At 62.2% G+C, this 20,801-nt stretch carries 15 protein-coding genes; 11 read left to right on the top strand and 4 right to left on the bottom strand.

Annotated features, from left to right (window positions below):
• The first annotated feature begins 48 nt into the window (after nucleotides 1-48).
• Nucleotides 49-1,293 (top strand): diaminopimelate decarboxylase, encoded by a 1,245-nt coding sequence (gene lysA, locus B0G71_RS30805; RefSeq protein WP_116149019.1) that lies wholly within the window; start codon nucleotides 49-51, stop codon nucleotides 1,291-1,293.
• Nucleotides 1,294-1,306: 13 nt separating this feature from the next.
• Here lysA and B0G71_RS30800 read toward each other — a convergent pair whose 3' ends face one another.
• Nucleotides 1,307-2,227, bottom strand: coding sequence for a LysR family transcriptional regulator (locus B0G71_RS30800; RefSeq protein WP_116146525.1), 921 nt, complete (start codon nucleotides 2,225-2,227; stop codon nucleotides 1,307-1,309).
• 124 nt (nucleotides 2,228-2,351) lie between these two features.
• On the opposite strand from B0G71_RS30800, the gene B0G71_RS30795 reads away from it, so the two are divergent.
• Nucleotides 2,352-3,119: a transporter substrate-binding domain-containing protein gene (locus B0G71_RS30795; protein WP_116146523.1), complete on the top strand. Its 768-nt coding sequence runs from the start codon at nucleotides 2,352-2,354 to the stop codon at nucleotides 3,117-3,119.
• A gap of 29 nt (nucleotides 3,120-3,148) precedes the next feature.
• A complete protein-coding gene (locus B0G71_RS30790) occupies nucleotides 3,149-4,264 on the top strand; it encodes a succinylglutamate desuccinylase/aspartoacylase family protein (protein WP_116146522.1) in 1,116 nt (371 codons plus the stop codon).
• A gap of 133 nt (nucleotides 4,265-4,397) precedes the next feature.
• Here B0G71_RS30790 and B0G71_RS30785 read toward each other — a convergent pair whose 3' ends face one another.
• Both B0G71_RS30785 and B0G71_RS30780 read right to left on the bottom strand, forming a co-directional pair.
• Nucleotides 4,398-6,551 (bottom strand): phosphocholine-specific phospholipase C, encoded by a 2,154-nt coding sequence (locus tag B0G71_RS30785; RefSeq protein WP_116146520.1) that lies wholly within the window; start codon nucleotides 6,549-6,551, stop codon nucleotides 4,398-4,400.
• A gap of 59 nt (nucleotides 6,552-6,610) precedes the next feature.
• Complete coding sequence (locus B0G71_RS30780; protein ID WP_116146519.1) at nucleotides 6,611-6,925, bottom strand: hypothetical protein; 315 nt, start codon at nucleotides 6,923-6,925, stop codon at nucleotides 6,611-6,613.
• 210 nt (nucleotides 6,926-7,135) lie between these two features.
• On the opposite strand from B0G71_RS30780, the gene B0G71_RS30775 reads away from it, so the two are divergent.
• The 5 genes from B0G71_RS30775 to B0G71_RS30755 all read left to right on the top strand — a co-directional run bounded on the left by B0G71_RS30775 (nucleotide 7,136) and on the right by B0G71_RS30755 (nucleotide 15,311).
• The gene (locus B0G71_RS30775) at nucleotides 7,136-9,124 is read left to right on the top strand and encodes an amylo-alpha-1,6-glucosidase (protein ID WP_116146517.1); all 1,989 of its coding nucleotides are present in this window, start codon (nucleotides 7,136-7,138) and stop codon (nucleotides 9,122-9,124) included.
• A 51-nt stretch (nucleotides 9,125-9,175) separates the two neighbouring features.
• Entirely contained in the window at nucleotides 9,176-11,983 is a 2,808-nt protein-coding gene (locus B0G71_RS30770) for an MGH1-like glycoside hydrolase domain-containing protein (protein WP_116146516.1), read from the top strand.
• A gap of 152 nt (nucleotides 11,984-12,135) precedes the next feature.
• Nucleotides 12,136-13,743 carry a glucose-6-phosphate dehydrogenase gene (gene zwf, locus B0G71_RS30765; RefSeq protein WP_116146514.1) on the top strand — a complete coding sequence of 536 codons (1,608 nt, stop codon included), beginning with the start codon at nucleotides 12,136-12,138 and terminating at the stop codon, nucleotides 13,741-13,743.
• 185 nt (nucleotides 13,744-13,928) lie between these two features.
• Nucleotides 13,929-14,702 (top strand): ROK family protein, encoded by a 774-nt coding sequence (locus tag B0G71_RS30760; RefSeq protein WP_116149018.1) that lies wholly within the window; start codon nucleotides 13,929-13,931, stop codon nucleotides 14,700-14,702.
• Nucleotides 14,703-14,741: 39 nt separating this feature from the next.
• The gene (locus tag B0G71_RS30755) at nucleotides 14,742-15,311 is read left to right on the top strand and encodes a YbhB/YbcL family Raf kinase inhibitor-like protein (RefSeq protein ID WP_116149016.1); all 570 of its coding nucleotides are present in this window, start codon (nucleotides 14,742-14,744) and stop codon (nucleotides 15,309-15,311) included.
• Nucleotides 15,312-15,342: 31 nt separating this feature from the next.
• On the opposite strand, the gene B0G71_RS30750 is transcribed toward B0G71_RS30755, so the two are convergent.
• Entirely contained in the window at nucleotides 15,343-16,338 is a 996-nt protein-coding gene (locus B0G71_RS30750) for an aldo/keto reductase (protein ID WP_116146513.1), read from the bottom strand.
• 455 nt (nucleotides 16,339-16,793) lie between these two features.
• Here B0G71_RS30750 and B0G71_RS30745 point away from each other — a divergent pair, with 455 nt between their 5' ends.
• The 3 genes from B0G71_RS30745 to B0G71_RS30735 all read left to right on the top strand — a co-directional run bounded on the left by B0G71_RS30745 (nucleotide 16,794) and on the right by B0G71_RS30735 (nucleotide 20,491).
• Nucleotides 16,794-19,019 (top strand): TonB-dependent siderophore receptor, encoded by a 2,226-nt coding sequence (locus B0G71_RS30745; RefSeq protein ID WP_116146511.1) that lies wholly within the window; start codon nucleotides 16,794-16,796, stop codon nucleotides 19,017-19,019.
• A gap of 69 nt (nucleotides 19,020-19,088) precedes the next feature.
• Nucleotides 19,089-19,772, top strand: a complete 684-nt coding sequence (locus tag B0G71_RS30740; RefSeq protein WP_116146510.1) for a Fe2+-dependent dioxygenase — start codon at nucleotides 19,089-19,091, stop codon at nucleotides 19,770-19,772.
• Complete coding sequence (locus B0G71_RS30735; protein WP_116146508.1) at nucleotides 19,769-20,491, top strand: PepSY-associated TM helix domain-containing protein; 723 nt, start codon at nucleotides 19,769-19,771, stop codon at nucleotides 20,489-20,491. Before B0G71_RS30740 ends, B0G71_RS30735 begins: the two co-directional genes overlap by 4 nt.
• Nucleotides 20,492-20,801: the final 310 nt, after the last annotated feature.

The following is a 20,801-nucleotide window of genomic DNA, read 5'->3' as shown; positions in this document are numbered from 1 at the left end:
CAGCATCATGTCGCTCACACCAACGCTTCGACATCAAGAGACGTGACCGTGACGCCATTCAATCCGCAACAATTCGTCGAACTCGCCCACGAGCACGGCACGCCGCTGTGGGTCTACGACGCTGACGCAATTCGCACGCGTATTGCCGAATTGCGCAGCTTCGATGTGATCCGCTATGCGCAGAAGGCGTGTTCGAATCTGCATATCCTCAAACTGATGCGCGAGGAAGGGGCCACGGTCGATGCGGTTTCGCTGGGCGAAATCAAACGCAGTCTCGCGGCGGGCTTCACGCCGGATGGCGATCCCGAAGGCGTTGTGTTTACCGCCGATCTGATCGACCACGCGACGCTTGCCACCGTGATCGAGCACCGCATCACGGTCAACGCGGGCTCGCTCGATATGCTCGAACGGATAGGACGGCATGCGCCCGAAGGTCATCGCGTCTGGCTGCGGATCAATCCTGGCTTCGGTCACGGACATAGCAACAAGACGAACACGGGCGGCGAGCATAGCAAGCACGGCATCTGGCTCGACGATGTGCCGCAAGCGGTCGAGCTGGTCCGGCGTTATCGGCTGAAGGTGGTCGGGTTGCACATGCATATCGGTTCGGGCGTCGACTATGGACATCTGTCGCGTGTCTGCGAGGCGATGGTCGAAGCCGTGAGGGGCCTGGGCCACGATATCGAAGCGATCTCCGCGGGAGGTGGCTTGTCGGTGCCGTATCGCGAAGGCGAGCCCGTTATCGATGTCGCGCATTACTTCCGGCTCTGGGACGCGGCGCGTCGGCAGGTCGAAGCGCATGTCGGGCATCGCGTGAGGCTGGAAATCGAGCCGGGGCGCTTTCTGGTTGCACAATCGGGCGTGCTCATCGCGGAAGTTCACGCGTTGAATCGACGCCCCGCGCAGCAGTTTGCTTTGGTCGATGCCGGATTCAACGATCTTGTGAGACCGTCTTTTTACGGCAGTCATCATGAGATGACGGTGTTGAAGCGCGACGGCGCACCGAGCGAAGCGCCGGTCGATTCGTTCGCGGTGGCTGGGCCGCTCTGCGAAGCCGGCGATGTCTTCACGCAAGCCGAAGGCGGCGTCATTACGAACCGCTCGATACACACGCCCGAAGTGGGCGACTTCATCGTGTTTCACGATGCAGGCGCATATGGCGCGTCGATGTCCTCGAACTACAACAGCCGGCCGCTTGCGCCGGAGGTATTGCTGGAGCATGGCAAGCCGCGACTGATCCGGCGGCGTCAGACTATCGACGAGTTGCTCGCGCTCGAACAAACGGCAGCCTGATTTCAGCGCCGCTTCAACGCGCCCGCACCGTGCGCGTATACGAAGCGATCATTGTCGCGAGTTCCTGCGCCGCGGGCGTGAGCGGAATGGCCGCGCGCTGCAGCAGGCAAACGTTCTGTTCGACCGCGCGCTCGCGCACCGGAATAGCGGTGAGCGTGCTCGCAAACGGCCCGCGCTTCACCACGATCGACGCTTCGAGCGACAGGCAATCTGTCGCGCTCACCAGGTGCAGCGTTTCGTACAGGCCTTCCACTGTCGCGACGATTTTCGGCGGCGGCAAGCCGTGGCCTTCGAACAGATGGTTTAGGCGACTGATTTGCGGATCGTCCGTGAGATTCGGCGAGCGCGTGGCGACCCACGTGCAATCGACCAGGTCGGCCAGCGAGGTCGCCCTGGCCTTCGGATGCCCTTGACGGCAGACGATCACCGGATCGGACGGATACAGCGGCATGACAGAGAGGTCCGCCGTATCCGTATGCTTCGACACCAAGGCAACCGCGAAATCCAGCGTGCCTTCACGAATCCACGAAATCATCATGCGCGAAGTGCCGGTACGCAGATGCACCGCGACCCGCTCGAAGCGCGTGCGAAATTCCATCAGCACCGGCGCGAACGCGTCGATCAACGGTTCGGTCGTCATGCCGAACGTGACCTCGCCGACGTAGTCGCCGCGCAGTTGCTGCACTTCCTGCTCCGCGCGTTCGCATTCGCCGATGATCGCGCCCGCGCGCTGCAACAACCGTTGGCCGAGGGCCGTCAGCGCAATGCCGCGGTTCGTGCGGGTGAACAGGGTCGCGCCGAGCATCGATTCGAGATTCTGCAACTGCTGCGTGATACCGCTTTGCGCGATGCCGAGCGCCCGCGACGCCGCGCGGATGCTGCCGTGCTCGGCCACGGCGGTGAACGCGCGGAGTTGGGAGATCGTCAACGCCATGAGGGAATCGCCAGTTCAGTGATCGGTAAAAGTGATCATGATAGTCCGAATGGGGCTTCTTTGAGGCACAGACGCGGCATAGGATAGCTCGGTCGTCATCCGCCCACCCTTACTCCGTGCTCCCATGAAAATTTCGCTGATGATCTTGAGCGCCGCGCTGGCGTTCAGCAGTGGCGCGTTCGCCGTTGAGCCCACTACGCTGCGCCTCGGTATCGACCCGAGCTACCCGCCGATGGACGCCAAGGCGCCCGACGGCAGCTTCAAAGGTTTCGACGTCGATCTCGGCAACGAAATCTGCAAGCGCATCCAGGCGCGCTGCCAGTGGGTCGAACTCGAATTCTCGGGGATGATTCCGGCGCTGCAGGCGCGCAAGATCGACGCGATCCTTTCGTCGATGGCAATCACGGAAAAGCGCGAGCAGCAGATCCTGTTTTCGTCGAAGCTCTTCCAGTTCAAATCGCGGCTGATCGCGCGGCAAGGGTCAGCGCTCGCGGGCGGCACGAGTGCACTGGCCGGCAAGCAGATCGGCGTGCAATCGGGCACGCAGTTCGAGGGCTATGCACTGAAGAACTGGGCGCCGCTCGGCGCGCATGTGGTGGCGTACAAGAGTCAGGACGAGGTGTTCGCCGACTTGCAGAACGGGCGCCTGGACGGCGCATTGCTCGGCTCGGTGGAAGCGGATATCGGTTTCCTGCGCACGCCGGCGGGGAAGGGTTTTGCGTTTGTCGGCGAACCGCTTTCGATGGGCGATCGCGGCGTGGGCATCGGCTTGCGCAAGGATGAGACCGCGGTGCAGGCCTCCATTAACGCGGCCATCGCTTCGATGCTCAAGGACGGCACGTACGCTCAGATCGCCAAGAAGTACTTCGACTTCGATCCGTACGGCAATTGATTTCCGACTTCTCTTAAAGACTCCCGCTCATGAACAGGCAATCGATTCCGCTTCTCTCGCCAGCTATCGGCACGCACCGCGAACTGGTGTCGTTTCACTTTGGCCCGGCGAATAGCGGGCAGAAGATTTATATCCAGTCGTCGCTGCATGCCGATGAAACCCCTGCGATGTTGACGACCGTTCTGCTCAAACGTCGCTTGCTCGAACTGGAAAAGCAGGGCGCGCTGAGCGCGGAAATCGTGCTGGTGCCGGTGGCGAATCCGGTCGGGCTCGGGCAATACGTGCTCGGCCAGTTTCTCGGCCGTTTCGATCTGGGTAGCGGGAAGAATTTCAATCGCCACTTCCCGCAGTTTTCGAAATTGATCGCGCGTGCCAAGGAAACGTTGGGTTCAGATGCAACCGAAAACGTGCGGCTGGTGCGGCAATTGATTGCCGACGAACTGGCCGATCAGAAACCATTGACCGAGTTCGAATCGCTGCAATTGGCGTTGCTGAAGCTCTCGTTCGATGCGGATGTGATTATCGATCTGCATTGTTCGCTCGAAGCGGCCATGCATCTCTACACCAGCGAGGCGGCGTGGCCGGAGTTCGAACCGTTGTCGCGCTATCTTGGCGCGCAGGCGTCGTTGCTTGCCACCAATTCAGGCGGCGAATCGTTCGATGAAACGCACAGCCTGTTGTGGTGGACATTGCAGCAGGAACTGCCGGCCGATAAGCCGGTGCCCCACGGTGCGATTGCAGTGACCGTGGAATGCCGCGGACAGCGCGACGTGTCCTACGAAGTCGCTCAGGAAGATGCGGACGCGCTTGTCGATTATCTTACGTGGCGCAAGGCGATCAAGCTTGATGCCAGGCCTTTGCCGGACCTGCGTTCGCCGGCCACGCCGCTGGCCGGTAGCGAGCAGTTCTATGCGCCTGTCAGCGGGATTCTGATTCATCGCGCGAAGATCGGCGACACGATTCGCGTCGGCCAGGCGCTGTTCGATATCGTCGATCCGCTCACCGACGAGACCACGACGATTGTCAGTAAAACGGAAGGTGTGTTTTACATGCGGCGCGCGATTCGCTTCGTGACGGCCGGCGCGCCGCTCGGCCGTGTGACGGGCGCGCGCCCTTTCAGGACCGGGGTTTTGCTGGGGGCCTGACGTTTTTTATGCAGGCTGGCGTGCGAACCCTATCCGCCGTTTCGTGCAGGACGTCTCGCGTGATTACATAGCGGTACTGGGCTTCGATCAATCATGCCTGTGTTGACCGAAGCCCGCTCACCGTCGAGCGCTCTTAATTCACCACCAACACCGGCGCCACCGCCGCCGGATCGCTAATGCTCGCCCGCCCATTCTCGACGTGACCCGCAACACGGCGCGAGAAGCTTGCATCGTCATTACTTGTCACCGTCAAGTCGTACCAGTGATGGCTCGACGCCAGCACCCACGCTTCTTCGATATGCGCGCCGGCTGGCACCAGCACCGGACGCGGGCGCGCGCCGTACGCGTTGTCCGTCACGAGCAGACGCGCAATCCCGCTGCCCTTGTTGCTGAACTTCAGGAACACGTTGCCGTTCGCGGCGTCGTATTGCACCTTCACTTCCGGCTCGGACGGTTTGTTCTTACCGTGACCGGCGGCGATCTGCGCGTTCTGTGCCGTCGCCTGCTGCGTGTTGCCGGCGAACTTGCGCACGAAACCGTTCGGCCCGAACACTTCGAAGCTGTACACGCCATTGGTCATCGTGAGATCGAAAGTCTCGTTGATCGACTTGCCTGCTTCCACGGTGTAGCGCCACGGACCATCCGTGCGATTCGTCGCGTACATGTAGAAATGCGCGCCCTGATCGCCGGTGTTGCCGATCGCGATCTCGAACGTGTTCTTCTTGTCGTTGGCCTGGCCATTCACGTGCAACTCATACGGCAACGCGCGCGCGAAACGAATGCCGCTTTCCTGCGGATCGATGGTGCCCGGCGTCGCGGGGACAGTCGGCTTCGGCTGCGTTGCGCACTGGTTATCGGCGATGCTCTTGTAGTTGCTCGTGTCCGGCAGCGGCGGCACTTTCGAGTCCGGCGTGCGGAAGTCGAAGGCCGTGGTCAGGTCGCCGCACACCGCGCGACGCCATGCCGTGATATTCGGCTCATACACGCCGAAGCGCGCTTCGATGAAGCGAATCACCGACGTGTGATCGAACACCTGTGAGCAGACGAAACCGCCCTTGCTCCACGGCGACACGATCGTCATCGGCACACGCGGTCCGAGACCGTACGGCAGGCCGTCGGCGGTGTAGCTGCCGCCGCGCAGCGGATTCACCACGTTGTGAATTTCGCCTTCGGTGCTGACCGTCGATTTGCCTTGCGCGCCGGTCGTCGCCGGTTGCGGCGGCACGAGGTGATCGAAGAAGCCGTCGTTCTCGTCGTACATGATGAACAGCACGGTCTTGCTCCACACCTCCGGATTCGACGTCAACGCATCCAGGATCTGCGAGGTGTACTCCGCGCCGTATGCGGGCGTATAGCTCGGGTGTTCCGAGTACGCGGCCGGCGGGCACAACCACGACACCTGCGGCAGCTTGTTGGCCAGCACGTCAGCCTTCAGGTCGTCGATGGTGCGCACGGTTTGCGCGCGCTCATACAACGGCGAGCCCGGCTGCGCATTGATGAAGTTCGTGAAGTTCTGCAGGATGTTGGTGCCGTAGTTGCCGTTCAACGGATCGGCGCCAGTCAGGCCCTGCTGGTACACCTGCCACGAAATGCCCGCGTTTTGCAGACGCTCCGGGTACGTGGTCCACGAGAGCAACTGATAATTCGGCGGACCGTCGCCGTCGACGAAATCGTTGTTGTCGAGGAGCGGTCCGCCCAGCGTGCCGCTCGGATCGACCATGCCGGTCATCAGATACGAACGGTTCGGGTGCGTCGGTCCCGGCAGCGAGCAGAAGTAGGCGTCGCAGACGGTGAATGCATCGGCCAGCGCGTAGTGGAACGGAATGTCGCTGCGCAGGTGGTAGCCCATCGTCATGTCGGTCTTGTTGGCGGGCCACTGGTCGTAGCGGCCGCCGTCGATCGCGGCGTGGGTCTTGTACCAGGAGTGATCCAGATCGCCGACGCATTGCGCACTGGTGGTCGCCGTGTTCAGATGGAACGGCAGGACCGGCTGGGTCGGATCTTCCTTCGACGGTTGATACCACACCGGCTTGCCGTTCGGCAGCGGAATCGGGAAGCGGTCGTTGTAGCCACGCACGCCGCGCATGTGGCCGAAGTAGTGGTCGAACGAGCGGTTCTCCTGCATGAACACGACGATGTGCTCGACATCGCGAATCGTGCCGGTGCGCGAAAACGCGGGAACGGCGAGCGCATTGCGAATCGACTCGGGCAGCGCGGTCAGCGCGGCAGCAGCGCCGGCGGATGAAGCCACGGTCTGCAGGAAACGGCGACGGCTATTTGATGTCATCGAATATCACCTTCTGCGGGGAGGAAGAATAGCGCGCCACGCGCGCCGGTGGAATCGGGTTAGTTGCTGCTGGCGCTGTCGCCGGGTGCGTAGTGCATGACAGGCGCGACTTGCTGGTTGTCCGCGGCGAGACTGGCTTGCATGTTTTGCGTGATCGGATCGGAGGCCGCTGCGGGGTCTGCTGCGAGCGGCGAAGATGCGTTGAGCATTGGCGTCGCGGGAGCGCCGGCCGCGTTCGGCATGGCGTCGTTGTTCGCAACGGCCGGCGTTGAAGAGGCTGCCGACGGCGCGGAATCATCCGCACCACAACCGCTCAACGCTAAAGTTGCAAGTGCAACCAAAGCGGCACTCGCGAGGCGTTGGTTTCTTCTCATGGCTGCATCCCGTTTCGTGAAAGCGGGTGCAGTCTCCAACCCTTTCAAGAAATAATTGTGAAACGTTTGCGAGTGGTAAAACTTGCGTCGATAAGTCGGTTTTTCGAAAGGAAGTGGAAAGTGATAAGTAGGAGAATGGTCACCGCGGCGCCTCATGCCTGACATTCAGGCGCACTAAAAGATGAATGGCTTTGCCTAACCGGTGAGTTCATGACACACATCGAACGACCTTTCGACATGACGCGTCTCGAAGACGAATGGCTGGAAGCGGATGGCTTTGGCGGATTCGCGTCAGGAACCGTGGGCACGCTGCGCACGCGCCGCTATCACGCGCTGCTGCTTACCGCGACGCGCGCGCCGGGCGGTCGCGTGGTGCTGGTGAACGGCATGGAGGCGTGGCTTGAAGCGAACAACGGCGCGCGTTATCCGTTGAGCATGCAGCGATACGTGCCGGACGTTGTCTATCCGGACCTGACCACGAGTCTTGTCTCGTTCGATACGAAGCCGTGGCCAACATGGCGCATTCAGATTGGTGCTAGTGCCGTATTGACCGCCGACGTGTTCGTCAGCAAAGCGACTCGCGAGACGGTTTTGCGTTGGCGGCTGGAGCAGGGTGCGGGAGCCGGTTCCGAAACGAACGCGCTCACGTTGAAGGTCAGGCCACTGCTCTCGGGCCGCGACTACCACGCGCTGCACCATGAGAATGCCGCGTTCAACTTCAACGCGCAGACAAGCGACGACCAGGCCAGCGTAAATTGGCAACCATACGGCGACTTGCCGGTGATCCACGCCGCGACCAACGGCGTCTACACGCACGCGCCCGACTGGTATTGCAACTTTTGCTACGTCCGCGAGCGGGAGCGCGGCCTCGACTTCAGCGAGGACCTCGCGACGCCCGGCATGTTCAGCTTTAATCTCGCCGATGGTGAAGCGGTGATGATCCTCAGCGCGTCAGGCGCCACGAGCGATACGCAACCGGCGAGCGCCAAAGCGGCGGCCATCCATGCCACGGAACTCGCGCGCATCGAACAGCAACGCCGCGACGCGCTCGGCTCGCGGTTGCAACGCTCCGCCGACGCGTACGTCGTGACCCGCAACGAAGGCCGCACGATTCTCGCGGGTTTTCCGTGGTTCACCGACTGGGGCCGCGACACCTTCATTGCAATGCGCGGCTTGCTGATCGCTTCGGGCCGCCTCGACGACGCCGAAGCGATCCTGCTCGAATGGTCGGGTACGTTGTCGGAAGGCATGTTGCCGAATCGCTTTCCCGATTATGGCGACACACCGGAATACAACTCCGTCGACGCATCGTTGTGGTTCATCGTCGCCGTGCACGATTATCTGGCCACGCGTCACGCGAGCGCTGCAACGCAGCAGCGCCTGCAACAGGCATGCGAAGCCATCCTCACGGGTTATACGAAGGGCGCGCGCTTCAACATCCAGGCGTCGGCGGACGATGGCCTGCTGAGCGCCGGCACACCCGGTGTGCAACTCACGTGGATGGATGCGAAAGTCGGCGGCTGGGTGGTCACGCCGCGCATCGGCAAGCCGGTCGAAGTGCAAGCACTTTGGATCAACGCATTGCGCATTGCAGCAACCTGGAATCCGCAATGGCAGCCGGCCGCCGACCGGGCGCTGCAGGCGTTTCATGAACGCTTTCTCGATCCGTCCACGCGAGCGCTGTTCGACAACGTGGACGTCGATCACGTAAAAGGCGCAATAGATCGGGCGATCCGGCCCAATCAGATCTTTGCTCTGGGCGGCCTGCCGTTTCCATTGCTCGACGGCGCGGTGGCGCGCGCGGTGCTCGATCAGGTCGAAGCGCAATTGCTCACGCCGCTGGGACTGAGGACGCTCGCGCCGTCCGATCCTGCCTATCGTGGACATTACGGCGGGTCTCCACTCGAGCGCGATGGCGCCTATCATCAAGGAACCGTGTGGCCGTGGCTGCTCGGTCCGTTCGTCGAAGCGTGGCTGCGAGTCAACGGCGGCGCGGCGGATGCCCGCATGCAGGCGAAAACGCGCTTTCTCGACCCGCTCTACGCGCATCTCGACCACGCCGGTCTCAACCATCTCTCTGAAATCGCCGACGGCGATGCGCCGCACGCACCCGCCGGCACGCCGTTTCAGGCGTGGTCGTTGGGCGAGTTGCTGCGCATTGAACACCTGCTTGCCGGGTTCGCGACCGCCGGCGCCTAAACCGCGCTACGATGTGTGTCCCACCGCCAAGCCGAATGCAAGGACGTAGTCATGCCACCGCTGCGCGCTGCCAATTTGCTCGCCACCATTGAAGGTTCACGGCTGCATTCGGCCGACTGTGCGCATTGGCAGCGCTGGGGCCCCTATCTCAGCGAGCGGCAATGGGGCACGGTGCGCGAGGATTACAGCCCGGACGGCACCGCCTGGGACTATTTTCCGCACGACCATGCGCGCAGCCGCGCCTATCGCTGGGGTGAGGACGGCATTGCCGGCTTCGGCGACGACACGCTAAGCTGGTGCGTTTCGCTAGCGCTATGGAATCGCAACGACGCGATCCTGAAAGAGCGCCTGTTCGGCGTCACGAATGCGCAGGGCAATCATGGCGAGGACGTGAAGGAGCTGTACTTCTACGTCGACGGCACGCCGACGCATTCGTACATGCGCATGCTCTACAAGTATCCGCACGCCGCCTATCCGTACGACGATCTCGTTCAGGAAAACGCGCGCCGTGGCGGCGACATGCCGGAGTACGAAATTCTCGACACGGGCGTGTTCGACGATTCGCGCTACTTCGACGTGCAGGTGGAATACGCCAAACACGCGCCGGACGACATCCTCATGCGCGTGACCATCGAGAATCGCGCGGATCAGGCGGCCTCGCTCGACGTGCTGCCGCAAATCTGGGCGCGCAATTCGTGGTCGTGGAAAGAAAACAAGGACAAGCCCTCGCTCGTCGCCGGCACGGACCATAACGGCGGGGCGCAGGTGGTCGGGCATCAGCATGGGCACGAGCCGATTGTCGTGACGGCATGGTCGAAAGACGCACCGCAGGTGACGTGGCTTTTTTGCGAGAACGACACCAACGTCAAGCGCCTCTTCAACATGGACGGCGCGGGGCCGTTCAAAGACGGCTTCAACGATTACCTGGTGCATGGCGACGAACAGGCGATCCGCCGCGACACCGGCACCAAGGCCGGCGCGCATGCCGCGATTGCACTCGAACCGTATGGACGCGCCGTGGTGTACATGCGCTGGCGCCCGCAGTCGAGTCCCGACGACGTGCAACTCGATGCCGATGCGATCTTCGCACGCCGCATCGCCGAGGCCGACGAATTCTATGGCGCGCTGCAACACGAGATCACTGACCCCGACGCGCGGCTCGTGCAGCGTCAGGCGCTTGCCGGCATGCTGTGGTCGAAGCAGTACTACCAGTACGACGTGCAGCGCTGGCTCGAAGGCGATCCGCTTCAGCCGACGCCGCCCGCCAGCCGCAAGCAGGGCCGCAACAAGGATTGGCGGCACCTGTGCAACGCGGACATTGTGTCGATGCCGGATAAGTGGGAATACCCGTGGTACGCGTCATGGGACTTGGCATTTCATGCGGCCGCATTCGCGCTGATCGACCCGGCGTTCGCGAAACGGCAACTGCTGTTGCTGGTGAAGGACCGCTATCAGCATCCGAACGGTCAGATTCCCGCTTATGAATGGGCGTTCGGCGACGCCAATCCGCCCGTGCATGCGTGGGCCGCGTGGCGCGTGTATGAAATCGACCGCGCGCTCACCGGCAAGGCGGATCGCGATTTTCTGGAACTTGTCTTTCATAAGCTGCTGCTGAATTTCTCGTGGTGGGTGAACCGCAAGGACGCCGACGGCCGCAATATTTTTCAGGGCGGATTTCTCGGGCTGGATAACGTCGGGATCTTCGATCGCTCATCGCCGTTGCCGACCGGCGGGCACATCGACCAGTCCGACGGTACGGCGTGGATGGCCGCGTACGCGCTCGACCTGATGCGTATCGCGCTCGAACTCGCCTACGCCAATCATGTTTTCGTCGACATCGGCGTGAAGTTCTTCGAGCATTTCCTGTATATCGCCGAGGCCGTGAGTTGCGACGACGGCTGCGAAACGGGCCTGTGGGACAGCGAAGACGAGTTCTTCTACGACAAGCTGCACCTGCCGGACGGCAGCAGCATTCCCATGCGGCTGCGCTCGATCGTGGGTCTGATTCCGCTATTCGCGGTGCACGTGCTCGAAGAGCGTCTGCACGGCGGCTTGCCGGGTCTGCGCGCACGTCTGGTCTGGTTCCTCGAACATCGCCCCGATCTGGCGAGGCTGGTCTCGCGCTGGAACGAGCCGGGCAAGGGCAATGCGCTGCTGCTCTCGCTGTTGCGCGGGCATCGCATGAAAGCGTTGTTGCGCCGCGCGCTGGACGAAGGCGAATTCCTTTCCGATCATGGCGTGCGGGCGCTGTCGCAATACCATCGCGATCATCCGTTCGTGTTCAATCACAACGGCGACAGTTTCACCGTGAAGTATTTGCCGGCCGAATCCGATACGCGCGTGTTCGGCGGCAATTCGAACTGGCGCGGTCCGATATGGATGCCGGTGAACTATCTGCTGATCGAGTCGCTATACGAATTTCACCGCTACTACGGCGAGGATTTCAAAGTCGAGTATCCGACCGGTTCGGGCGAGAAGTTCTCGCTGAGCCAGATTGCCGACGAACTGGCGCGCCGCTGCACTACGCTGTTCCTCAAGAACAAGGACGGCGAGCGTCCGGTCATGGGCGCTTATCCGCAATTGCAGGCCGACCCGCGCTCGCGTGACCTGATCCTGTTCCACGAGTATTTCCATGGCGATAACGGGCGCGGCGTGGGCGCTTCGCATCAGACCGGCTGGACCGGGCTGGTTGCGCTGCTGTTGCAGCCGCGCGCGATGAGCGCGTCGGGCAACGTGCCGCTGGCGGGCGAAACAGATCAGGCGCCGATCCCGACGTCACCTTCGGCGCAAGCCACCGCGCCGGCACGCCCGGCCGAACCGGCGCCGGCTGCCGAACCGGCGCACGCATCGGTGAAATAGTGCGCAGCGGCGGCGCGGGCGAGTGAGGTTACACCAGCCATACAACGTCGCAAGGTGAGCAGGTTGCATGGCCGTTTTTGAACTGTGTGGGTTCAAGCGTGGTCTTTCATGTACCACCACGTCCGTTCCATTGGTTTCCAAAAGTGAATCCCATGTCGACTACACCGAATACTCCAGCAGCCGAGCGTCCCGCCGCCAGTCAACCACCGAGCTGCAAGGTCAGCGCGAGCCCGCAGGAAGCGCCGGCCTCGCCGCCCGGCAAGCGGCCGGCGCCGCCGTGCACGCTGGTGATCTTCGGCGCCGGCGGCGACCTGACCAAGCGGCTGCTGATGCCGGCGCTGTACAACCTCGCGGTGGATGGCCTGCTCGACGATGGAATGAAAATCATCGGCGTGAATCACGGCGAGCGCGAGACGAGCGTGTGGCGCGAAGATCTGCACAAGTCGCTCGAACGGTTCGCCGCCGACAAGGCCAGCACCTTCCACGCCGGCAAGCTCGACGACAAGGCGTGGGACTGGGTCGCGCAACGCCTCGAATACATGGCCGGCGAATTCGAAACCGACGACACTTTCACGAAGCTCAAGCAACAGCTCGAACAGGCGCCGGGCGGCAACGTGATCTTCTATCTCGCGGTCAGCTCGCGCTTCTTCAAACCGATCGTCGAGCATCTCGGCAAGGCGGGTCTGCTGAAAGAAGGCGAGGGCGGCGGTTTCCGCCGGATCGTGATCGAGAAACCTTTCGGCACCGATCTCGCTTCGGCAAAAGATCTGAATGCGCACATCCTGTCATATGCAAAAGAAGATCAGGTGTATCGCATCGATCACTTTCTCGGTAAGGACACCGTGCAGAGCATTCTCGCGGTGCGCTTCGCAAACGCGTTGTTCGAACCGGTGTGGCGGCGCGAATATATCGACAGCGTGCAGATCACGGCGGCGGAAACCATCGGCGTGGAAGGGCGCGGCAAGTTCTACGAACAGACCGGCGCGTTCCGCGACATGCTGCCGAACCATCTGTTCCAGTTGCTCGGCATGGTCGCCATGGAACCGCCCAATTCGTTCGATGCCGAAGCCGTGCGCGACAAGAAGGCCGAAATCTTCGACGCGATCAAGCCGCTGACGCCGGACGACGTGGTGTTCGGTCAATACGAAAAGGGGCCGGCCGGTGTCGGCTATCGCGAGGAGCCGGATGTCGCGCCCGGCAGCACGACGGAAACCTATGCGGCGGCGCGCGTGTTCGTCGAGAACTGGCGCTGGGCCGGCGTGCCGTTCTATTTGCGCACCGGCAAACGGTTGGCGGCGCGTCGCACGGAAATCTCGGTGCAGTTGAAGCCGGTGCCGTTCCGCCTGTTTCGCGACACGCCTGTCGACGCGCTCACGCCGAACGTGCTGACCTTGCGAATCGATCCGGCGCACGGTACGAGCTTCGACTTCAATGTAAAAACGCCGGGGCCGGTCATGCAGATCGGCGCGGTGCAGTCGTCGTTCGACTATGGCGACTTCTTCGCGGAACGCGCCAACGTCGGTTATGAAACCTTGCTCTACGACTGCATGCTCGGCGACGAGACGCTGTTCCAGCGCGCCGACAGCATCGAAACGAGCTGGTGCGCGGTCGACGACGTGCTGCATCCAAAAACCGGCGGCGCGGTGCCGGTGCATGGCTATGCGGCCGGCAGCGAAGGCCCCGCGGAAGCCGACGCGCTATTGGCGCGCGACGGCCACGCATGGCGGCCGTTGAAACGGGATGCTGTGCAGAAGAAGTAATTCAACGACGAGTCGCACCAACACAATCGGGGGACACCGTGGTGACACGCAAGACGACACGCAAGACGGCGACGAAGACGCCGGGCAAGACGGCAAGCAAAGCGCCAACGAAGGCGGCGTTTAAACCGTCCGGTAAGGCGTCACGTAAACCGTCGAGTAAGCCATCCAGTAAGCCGAAAGCGACAATCAGCACCGAGCGGATTCTGGCGATCGACGTCGGCGGCACGGGTTTGAAGGCCGCGATTATCGACGCGGACGGCAACATGAAAACCGAGCGCTTACGGATAGCGACGCCACATCCGTGCACGCCGGATCAACTCGTGGACGCGCTGGCGAAGCTGGTTGCGCCGCTCGTCGAACAGGAACCGCCGACGCTGATGTCGATCGGCTTTCCCGGCGTGGTGCGCAACAACCGCATTCTGACGGCGCCGCACTTCGGCGTGGAAGGCTGGCACGACATCCCGCTCGCCGACTCGCTGGCGCAACGTTTGGGCGGCCTGCCGGTGCGCATGATCAACGACGCCGAGATGCAGGGCTTCGCCGCGATCGAAGGCCATGGCCTCGAATTCGTGCTCACGCTTGGCACTGGCGCGGGCACGGCAATGTTCCGCGACGGCGAGTTGATGCCGCATCTGGAACTCGCCCATCATCCGGTTAGCAAGAAGGGCGTGGCGTACGACGAATACATCGGCGACGCGGCGCGTGAAAAAGCCGGGAATAAACGCTGGAACCGGCGCGTTGAGAAGGTAATCGGAATTCTGAGTACGCTCGTGAACTACGACAAGCTGTGGATCGGCGGCGGCAATGCGGCACGCCTTTCGTTCGATCTGCCGCCGAACGTAGCCACCGTTTCGAACGATGCGGGCATCGAAGGCGGCGCGCGTTTATGGCATCCGAGATCCGTGCGCGAGACGCGGCAACTGCCGGAAGCGAATGAGCGGACGGGTCGCTTCAAGTGATGTTGGACCATCGTTGAACCCTGGCTGGAGTCGGAAATGATGATTGGCAGCAATCGCTTCCGCGTCGTACGACGCCTGTTACCGGTCGGCGTGTCGGCCGCGTTGGCGCTTGCCGCAGTGCATGTCCGCGCGGCGGAAGTCTTCGTGGTGTCGTCGCCGGGAACGGCCGACGGCCGCACGCTGGATTCGAGCCACGCGGCGAGCGCGAACAACTGCGGTGGCGGTAATGTATCGCCGGCTCTGCAATGGCGGAATGCGCCTGCCGGCACGAAAAGTTATGCCGTAACACTGTTCGACCCGGACGGCGCGAAGGGTTTGGGCGTTGTGCACTGGGTGCTATACGGCGTCGCACCCTCGACGACCTCGCTCGGGGCCGGCGGCAGCCAGCCGCCCGGCAGCGTCTCCGGTGCGAATCAGACCGGGGGCATCGGGTATCGCGGCCCATGTCCCCCGGTCGGGGACAATCCGCATCACTACGTCGCGCAAGTCTATGCGCTCGATCTGCCGCCGGATGCGCTGCCGCCCGGTTTGACGAGGGATGCGTTGCTTGCCGCAATCAAGGATCACGTGATTGCGGCGACCAGCACGGTGCTGCGTTACGGGCGATAAGCGCGGCGGCCTTCGCCCGCCGCGCATGAGCTTACCGCGCCGCGTCACCCCAGCGATATTCCAGGCTCGCTTCGTCGAGCTGCGTCTTGATCTGCTCGTCGAGCACGAGTTCGGACGCCGCGAGCGTGTCGCTCAATTGCTCGACGCGGCTCGCGCCGATAATCGCCGACGTGACGAGCGGATTCGCCAGCACCCAGGCAAGCGAAACCCGCGTCAACGATTCACCGGTCGGCGCAACGATCGCTTTCAATTGCTCGATCGTCTCGAACTCGCGTTTGTGCCAGTACCGCTGCTGATACATCGCACCGGCCTTGCCGACAGTTTCGGTGAAGCGGCCGGACGCGGGCGCCGCATCCAGTTGATGCTTGCCCGTCAGCAGGCCGCCCGCGAGCGGGTTGTACGGCATCACCGCCAATTGCTCTTCGGCAGCGAGCGGCAGCAGCTCGCGCTCGATCTGGCGGAACAGCAGGTTATAGCGAGGCTGCACGGAGACGAAGCGCGCCGCGCGCAGCACATCGGCGCGGCCCAACGCGCGCGCCAGCCGATACGCGAGAAAGTTCGATACGCCGATATAGCGCGCCTTGCCTGAGCGAACGATCACATCGAGCGCCTCCAGCGTTTCGTCCAGCGGCGTATTCGCGTCGTCGGAATGGAGTTGGTAGAGGTCCACGTAATCCGTGCCGAGGCGTTGCAACGAGGCGTCGATTGCATTCAGCAGATGTTTGCGCGACGCGCCTTGATCCCATGCCGACGGCCCCATCTTGCCCACTGCCTTCGTCGCCAGAATGAAGCGCTCGCGTTTGCCCTTCAGCCAGCGCCCCACGATCTCCTCCGTGCGGCCGGCAAGGTTCTCCGTGCCGCCGAGCGGATACACGTCGGCCGTGTCGATAAAGTTCACGCCGGCATCCGCCGCCGTGTCGAGAATGCGATGCGAGACGTCTTCTTCGGTCTGCAGGCCAAAGGTCATCGTGCCGAGGCACAGGCGGGATACGGTCAGGCCGGTGCGGCCGAACTTGCGGTATTGCATGATCAACTCCGGGGATGAACGAAACAGTTCGATAGGCAGTGTTGCAAAAAGGATAAACGGAGTCGGGATTGGGCGTCGGCCCCAGTCACGGCTGATTGTTATTTAGTTGAAAGCTTTCTGCCGGCGTCTTTTTTACTTCCGATGCCAAAAGTCTTTCCTTTCAATGGCCTTAATATTACAAACGCGTAATGAACCGGCATGTGAACAGGGTTGAAAATTACAAATAGCCTTCATTCGTAAAAAACAGAAACAATTCTGTTACTAGGGGTAAGCGACCGCGCGATTGATGCGATTTTATGCGTGTGGAATGATAGCGATTCTCATTTAACCAATAGCCAGCCATCCCCGACGTCGGTGCTCTGCACACGAGAACGGCAGCCAGCCAATTGCGACTTTGCCGTCGATTCCATCTCAGCCATGCGAATCCGGCAAACGCATCTCCGACGGGAATTCCCATGTTCAACCACACGCCGCTCGCGACAGCGTTAGCTTTTGCCGTTCCTTTTGCGACTCCGGCGGTCGCGCAGACTGCTCCGCAAACCACCTCGCAGCCGGCGGCCGCGAATGCTAATGCGACGACAGCGACGACAACGACGACAACGACGACAACGACGACCGTCGCAGCCGACACCGGCAGCTTGCCGACCATCGGCGTCGCGGCACAAGCTGAACAGCAGGACTTCCAGGCGGAGCGCGCGACGGTCGGTGCAAAGACGCCCACGGCGCTGCGCGACATTCCGCAGACCGTCACCGTCATCAACAAGGCCGTGCTGCAATCGCAAGGCGCCACTTCGTTCCAGGACGCGCTGCGCAATGCGCCGGGCGTAACGATCGGCGCGGCTGAAGGCGGCCAGATCGGCAACAACATCAACCTGCGCGGCTTCACTGCGCAGAACGACATCTACCTCGACGGCTTCCGCGATCGCAACCAGTACTATCGCGACACCTTCGACCTCGAAGAACTCGAAGTGCTGTACGGTCCGTCGTCGATGCTGTTCGGTCGCGGATCGACGGGCGGCGTGATCAACCAGGTCAGCAAGAAAGCGAACCTGCATGACTCGGCGGAAGTCACGGGCATGATCGGCACCGACGCGAAATATCGCAGCACCGTCGACGTGAACCATAAGCTGACGGATACCTCGGCGATTCGCCTGAACGCCTTCGGCCAAAGCCTCGGTTCGACGCGCGATGCGATGAAGAACAAGGACTACGGTATCGCGCCGGAAGTGCGTTTCGGCATAGGCACGCCGACCGAAGTGACGATCTCCGCGCTGATCCAGCACAACTACGACATGCCGGACTACGGCGTGCAGGCGTTGAACGGCCGCCCGTCGCCGGTGCCAAAGAACACGTTCTACGGCTTGACCACCGACCGCACGATTCAGGACGTGCAAACGGTCACCGCCGCGGTCAAGCACAAGTTCTCGGACAACCTGATCCTGACGAACCAGACGCAGTTCTCGCACTCGATGACCGATGCGCGCGAAACCGCGCCGCAAGCGGTGTTGACGGGACCGCTCGCCACCAGCCCCGCGTTGAGCAACGGCAACTTCACGACGCTCTCGCCATCGCAACTGTTCATCAAGTTGCAGAGCCATGACCGTGTGATCGAGAACCACTCGCTCTACAACGACACGATGCTCCAGTACAAGTTCGTCACTGGCCCGATCAAGCACGACCTGATCGCCGGTGTCGACCTCGGCCACGACAGCTACTCGAACCAGGCGTACACCCGCAACAACTTGCCGGTCGTAACGATGGTGAACCCGGCGTATCTGTCCAACCCCGCCGGTGTGACCACCACGGTCGGCAACCACGCCGATTCGGGCTCGAACGAAATTGGCGCGTACGTGAACGACACGGTGTCGATCGGCCAGCAGTGGAAAGTGATTGGCGGTTTGCGTTGGGATCGCTTCCAGGCGCAGATCCACAACACGATCAGCCTGCCGGGCTATGCGACGCAGACCAACTTCTTCACCAGCGTACGCGCCGGGGTAATTTATCAGCCGACCGACTGGCAGTCGTACTACGTGTCGTACGGCACGTCGTTCAATCCATCGCTCGAAGCGCTGACGGTGACCAACCTCACGCAGAACCTCGCGCCTGAGTCGACCAAGTCGTACGAAGTCGGCGGCAAATGGGATCTGCTCGGCGGCAATCTCTCGGTGACGTCGTCATTCTTTCGCGAAGAAAAGACCAACGCGCGCACGCAAGTCTCGCCGACCGAATACGAGCTCGACGGCGACGTCCGTGTGGACGGTTTCCAGGCCGGCGTGACGGGCCATATCACCGACAAGTGGCAGGTGTTCGGCGGCTACACGTACATGGACGCCATCATCCTGAAGGCGCGCGACGGTACGCAAGGGCACGTGCCGGCCAACACGCCGCGCAACACGCTGAGCTTCTGGACCACCTACGCGATCACGCCGCACTGGGAAATCGGCGGCGGTCCGACGTATATGTCGCCGCGCTATGCGTCGAATACCAACTACGTGCAGGTGCCGGGCTACACGCGCTGGGATGCGACCGCTGCGTACCACGCGAAGAAATACGACGTGCGCCTGAACCTGCTGAACATGACCAACAAGTACTACTACGACGCGCTGATTCAGTCCGACGGCGGCCGTTCCGTGCCGGGTATCGGACGCACGTTGCTGGCGACGTTCGACTACCGCTTTTGATACGCGTTGAACCGATGCGTTAGGCTTGCCGTTCTCGAAGACGGCAAGCCGACGCAAAAAGGAAACACCATGTTGCTGCACATACCGAACGTACTGAACGCCGAGCAGTTGCGGCTCGTGCGCGAGCGGCTCGATCAGGCCGGCGACGCCTGGGTGGACGGCCGCGCGACCGCTGGTTATCAGGGCGCGCCGGTCAAGCGTAATCAGCAGATCGCCGAACACACGCCGATTGCGCGTGAACTCGGCGACGTGATTCTCGCGTCGATCGAACGCAACCCGTTGTTCATCAGCGCGGTGTTGCCGAATCAGGTGTATCCGCCGTTGTTCAATCGTTATGAAGGCGGCATGCAGTTCGGCAGTCACGTCGATGGAGCCGTGCGCCTGCTGCCCAACGGTGTGAAGCTGCGCACCGACGTCTCCGTGACGCTGTTCATTTCCGACCCCGCCGACTACGACGGTGGCGAACTCGTGATCGAAGACACGTACGGAGTGCAGCAGGTCAAACTGCCGGCCGGCGACATGATCGTCTATCCGGCGACGAGTTTGCATCAGGTCACGCCGGTCACGCGCGGCGCGCGGATCGCTAGTTTCTTCTGGGTGCAAAGCCTCGTGCGCAGCGATACGCAGCGCGCAATGCTGTTCGACATGGACACAGCGATTCAACGGCTGAACGCCAGCAACGCCGACGATACCGCGCGCCGCAGCCTCGTCGGCATCTATCACAATCTGTTGCGGACATGGAGTGAAACGTGAGCGTACCCGAGGCAATCGACATTCAATCGCCCGCGGGCATCGACCGGACGACGCGCGAGCCGCAGCGGCTGGACAATGACGAATTGAAAGCGCGGCAGCAGCGTTCGCGCCGCGCCACCTTCGTCAAATGGCTGCGCAAGGTGCATGGCTGGATCGGCTTGTGGGGCGCGGCGCTGGGTTTGCTGTTCGGCACCACGGGGTTCCTGCTGAACCACCGCGGCGGGCCGCTCAAAGTATCGACCGGCGAGCCGCAAGTAGCGCTGCTGCAAGTGCCGTTGCCGCAGCCCGCGCCGGAAACGCCGCGCGAGCTGGGCAAGTGGCTCAAGCACGAACTGAAACTGGCGGGCACGCTTGGGCGCGTGCAGAAAGAGCCGGCTCATCCGGTGGCATGGGGCGAGCGTAGCGTCGTCCAGCCGGAGCATTGGCAACTCAACTTCGCGTCGCCGCATGAGAACACCTCCGCCGAGTACTGGGTGGGTAACGGCTATGTGACGGTCAAGCGCAGCGAGAACACATTTCTCGCCATGCTGACGAACCTGCACAAGGGCGTGGGTTTGAGCGTCGGCTGGGTGCTGCTGATCGACACGCTCGCAGGCAGCATCATCTTGCTGTCGCTCACCGGCGTTCTGCTGTGGACGGAGTTGAACAAACGCAAGACCATCGGCGCGGTGTTGGTGCTGGGCTCGATCGTCGCCGCGGTGTGTGTGGGCCTGCTGTAAAGACACTGCAAGCCCGCAGTGATCGAAGAAACCCGGTCGCACGCCGAAGGAATGGCGATCGGGAAAATTGCCTCTCCGCACACATTGCGTCAAGGTATGTTTTACTTGCATTTCGGTTTCATTTCGCGGCGCCGCATCGTTGCCGCCCGATCCTCCGCATAACGCTCATTTCCGCGCGGCGAAAAGCCCGCTGCTTGCGGTTTCGGCGCGTTGTCTTACCTTCCTCCGGCACACCGCTACGTGCGAGAATCGCGCTACATCAATTGCGTGGTGATCGTTAGCCATCCGTCGTATCGGGCACCGCTTTTGC

The organism is Paraburkholderia sp. BL27I4N3 (assembly GCF_003386115.1).
In the GTDB taxonomy this organism is placed as follows: Bacteria; Pseudomonadota; Gammaproteobacteria; order Burkholderiales; family Burkholderiaceae; genus Paraburkholderia.
Note: the sequence above shows the minus strand (reverse complement) of the source record. Positions and strands in the feature narration are given on the sequence as shown.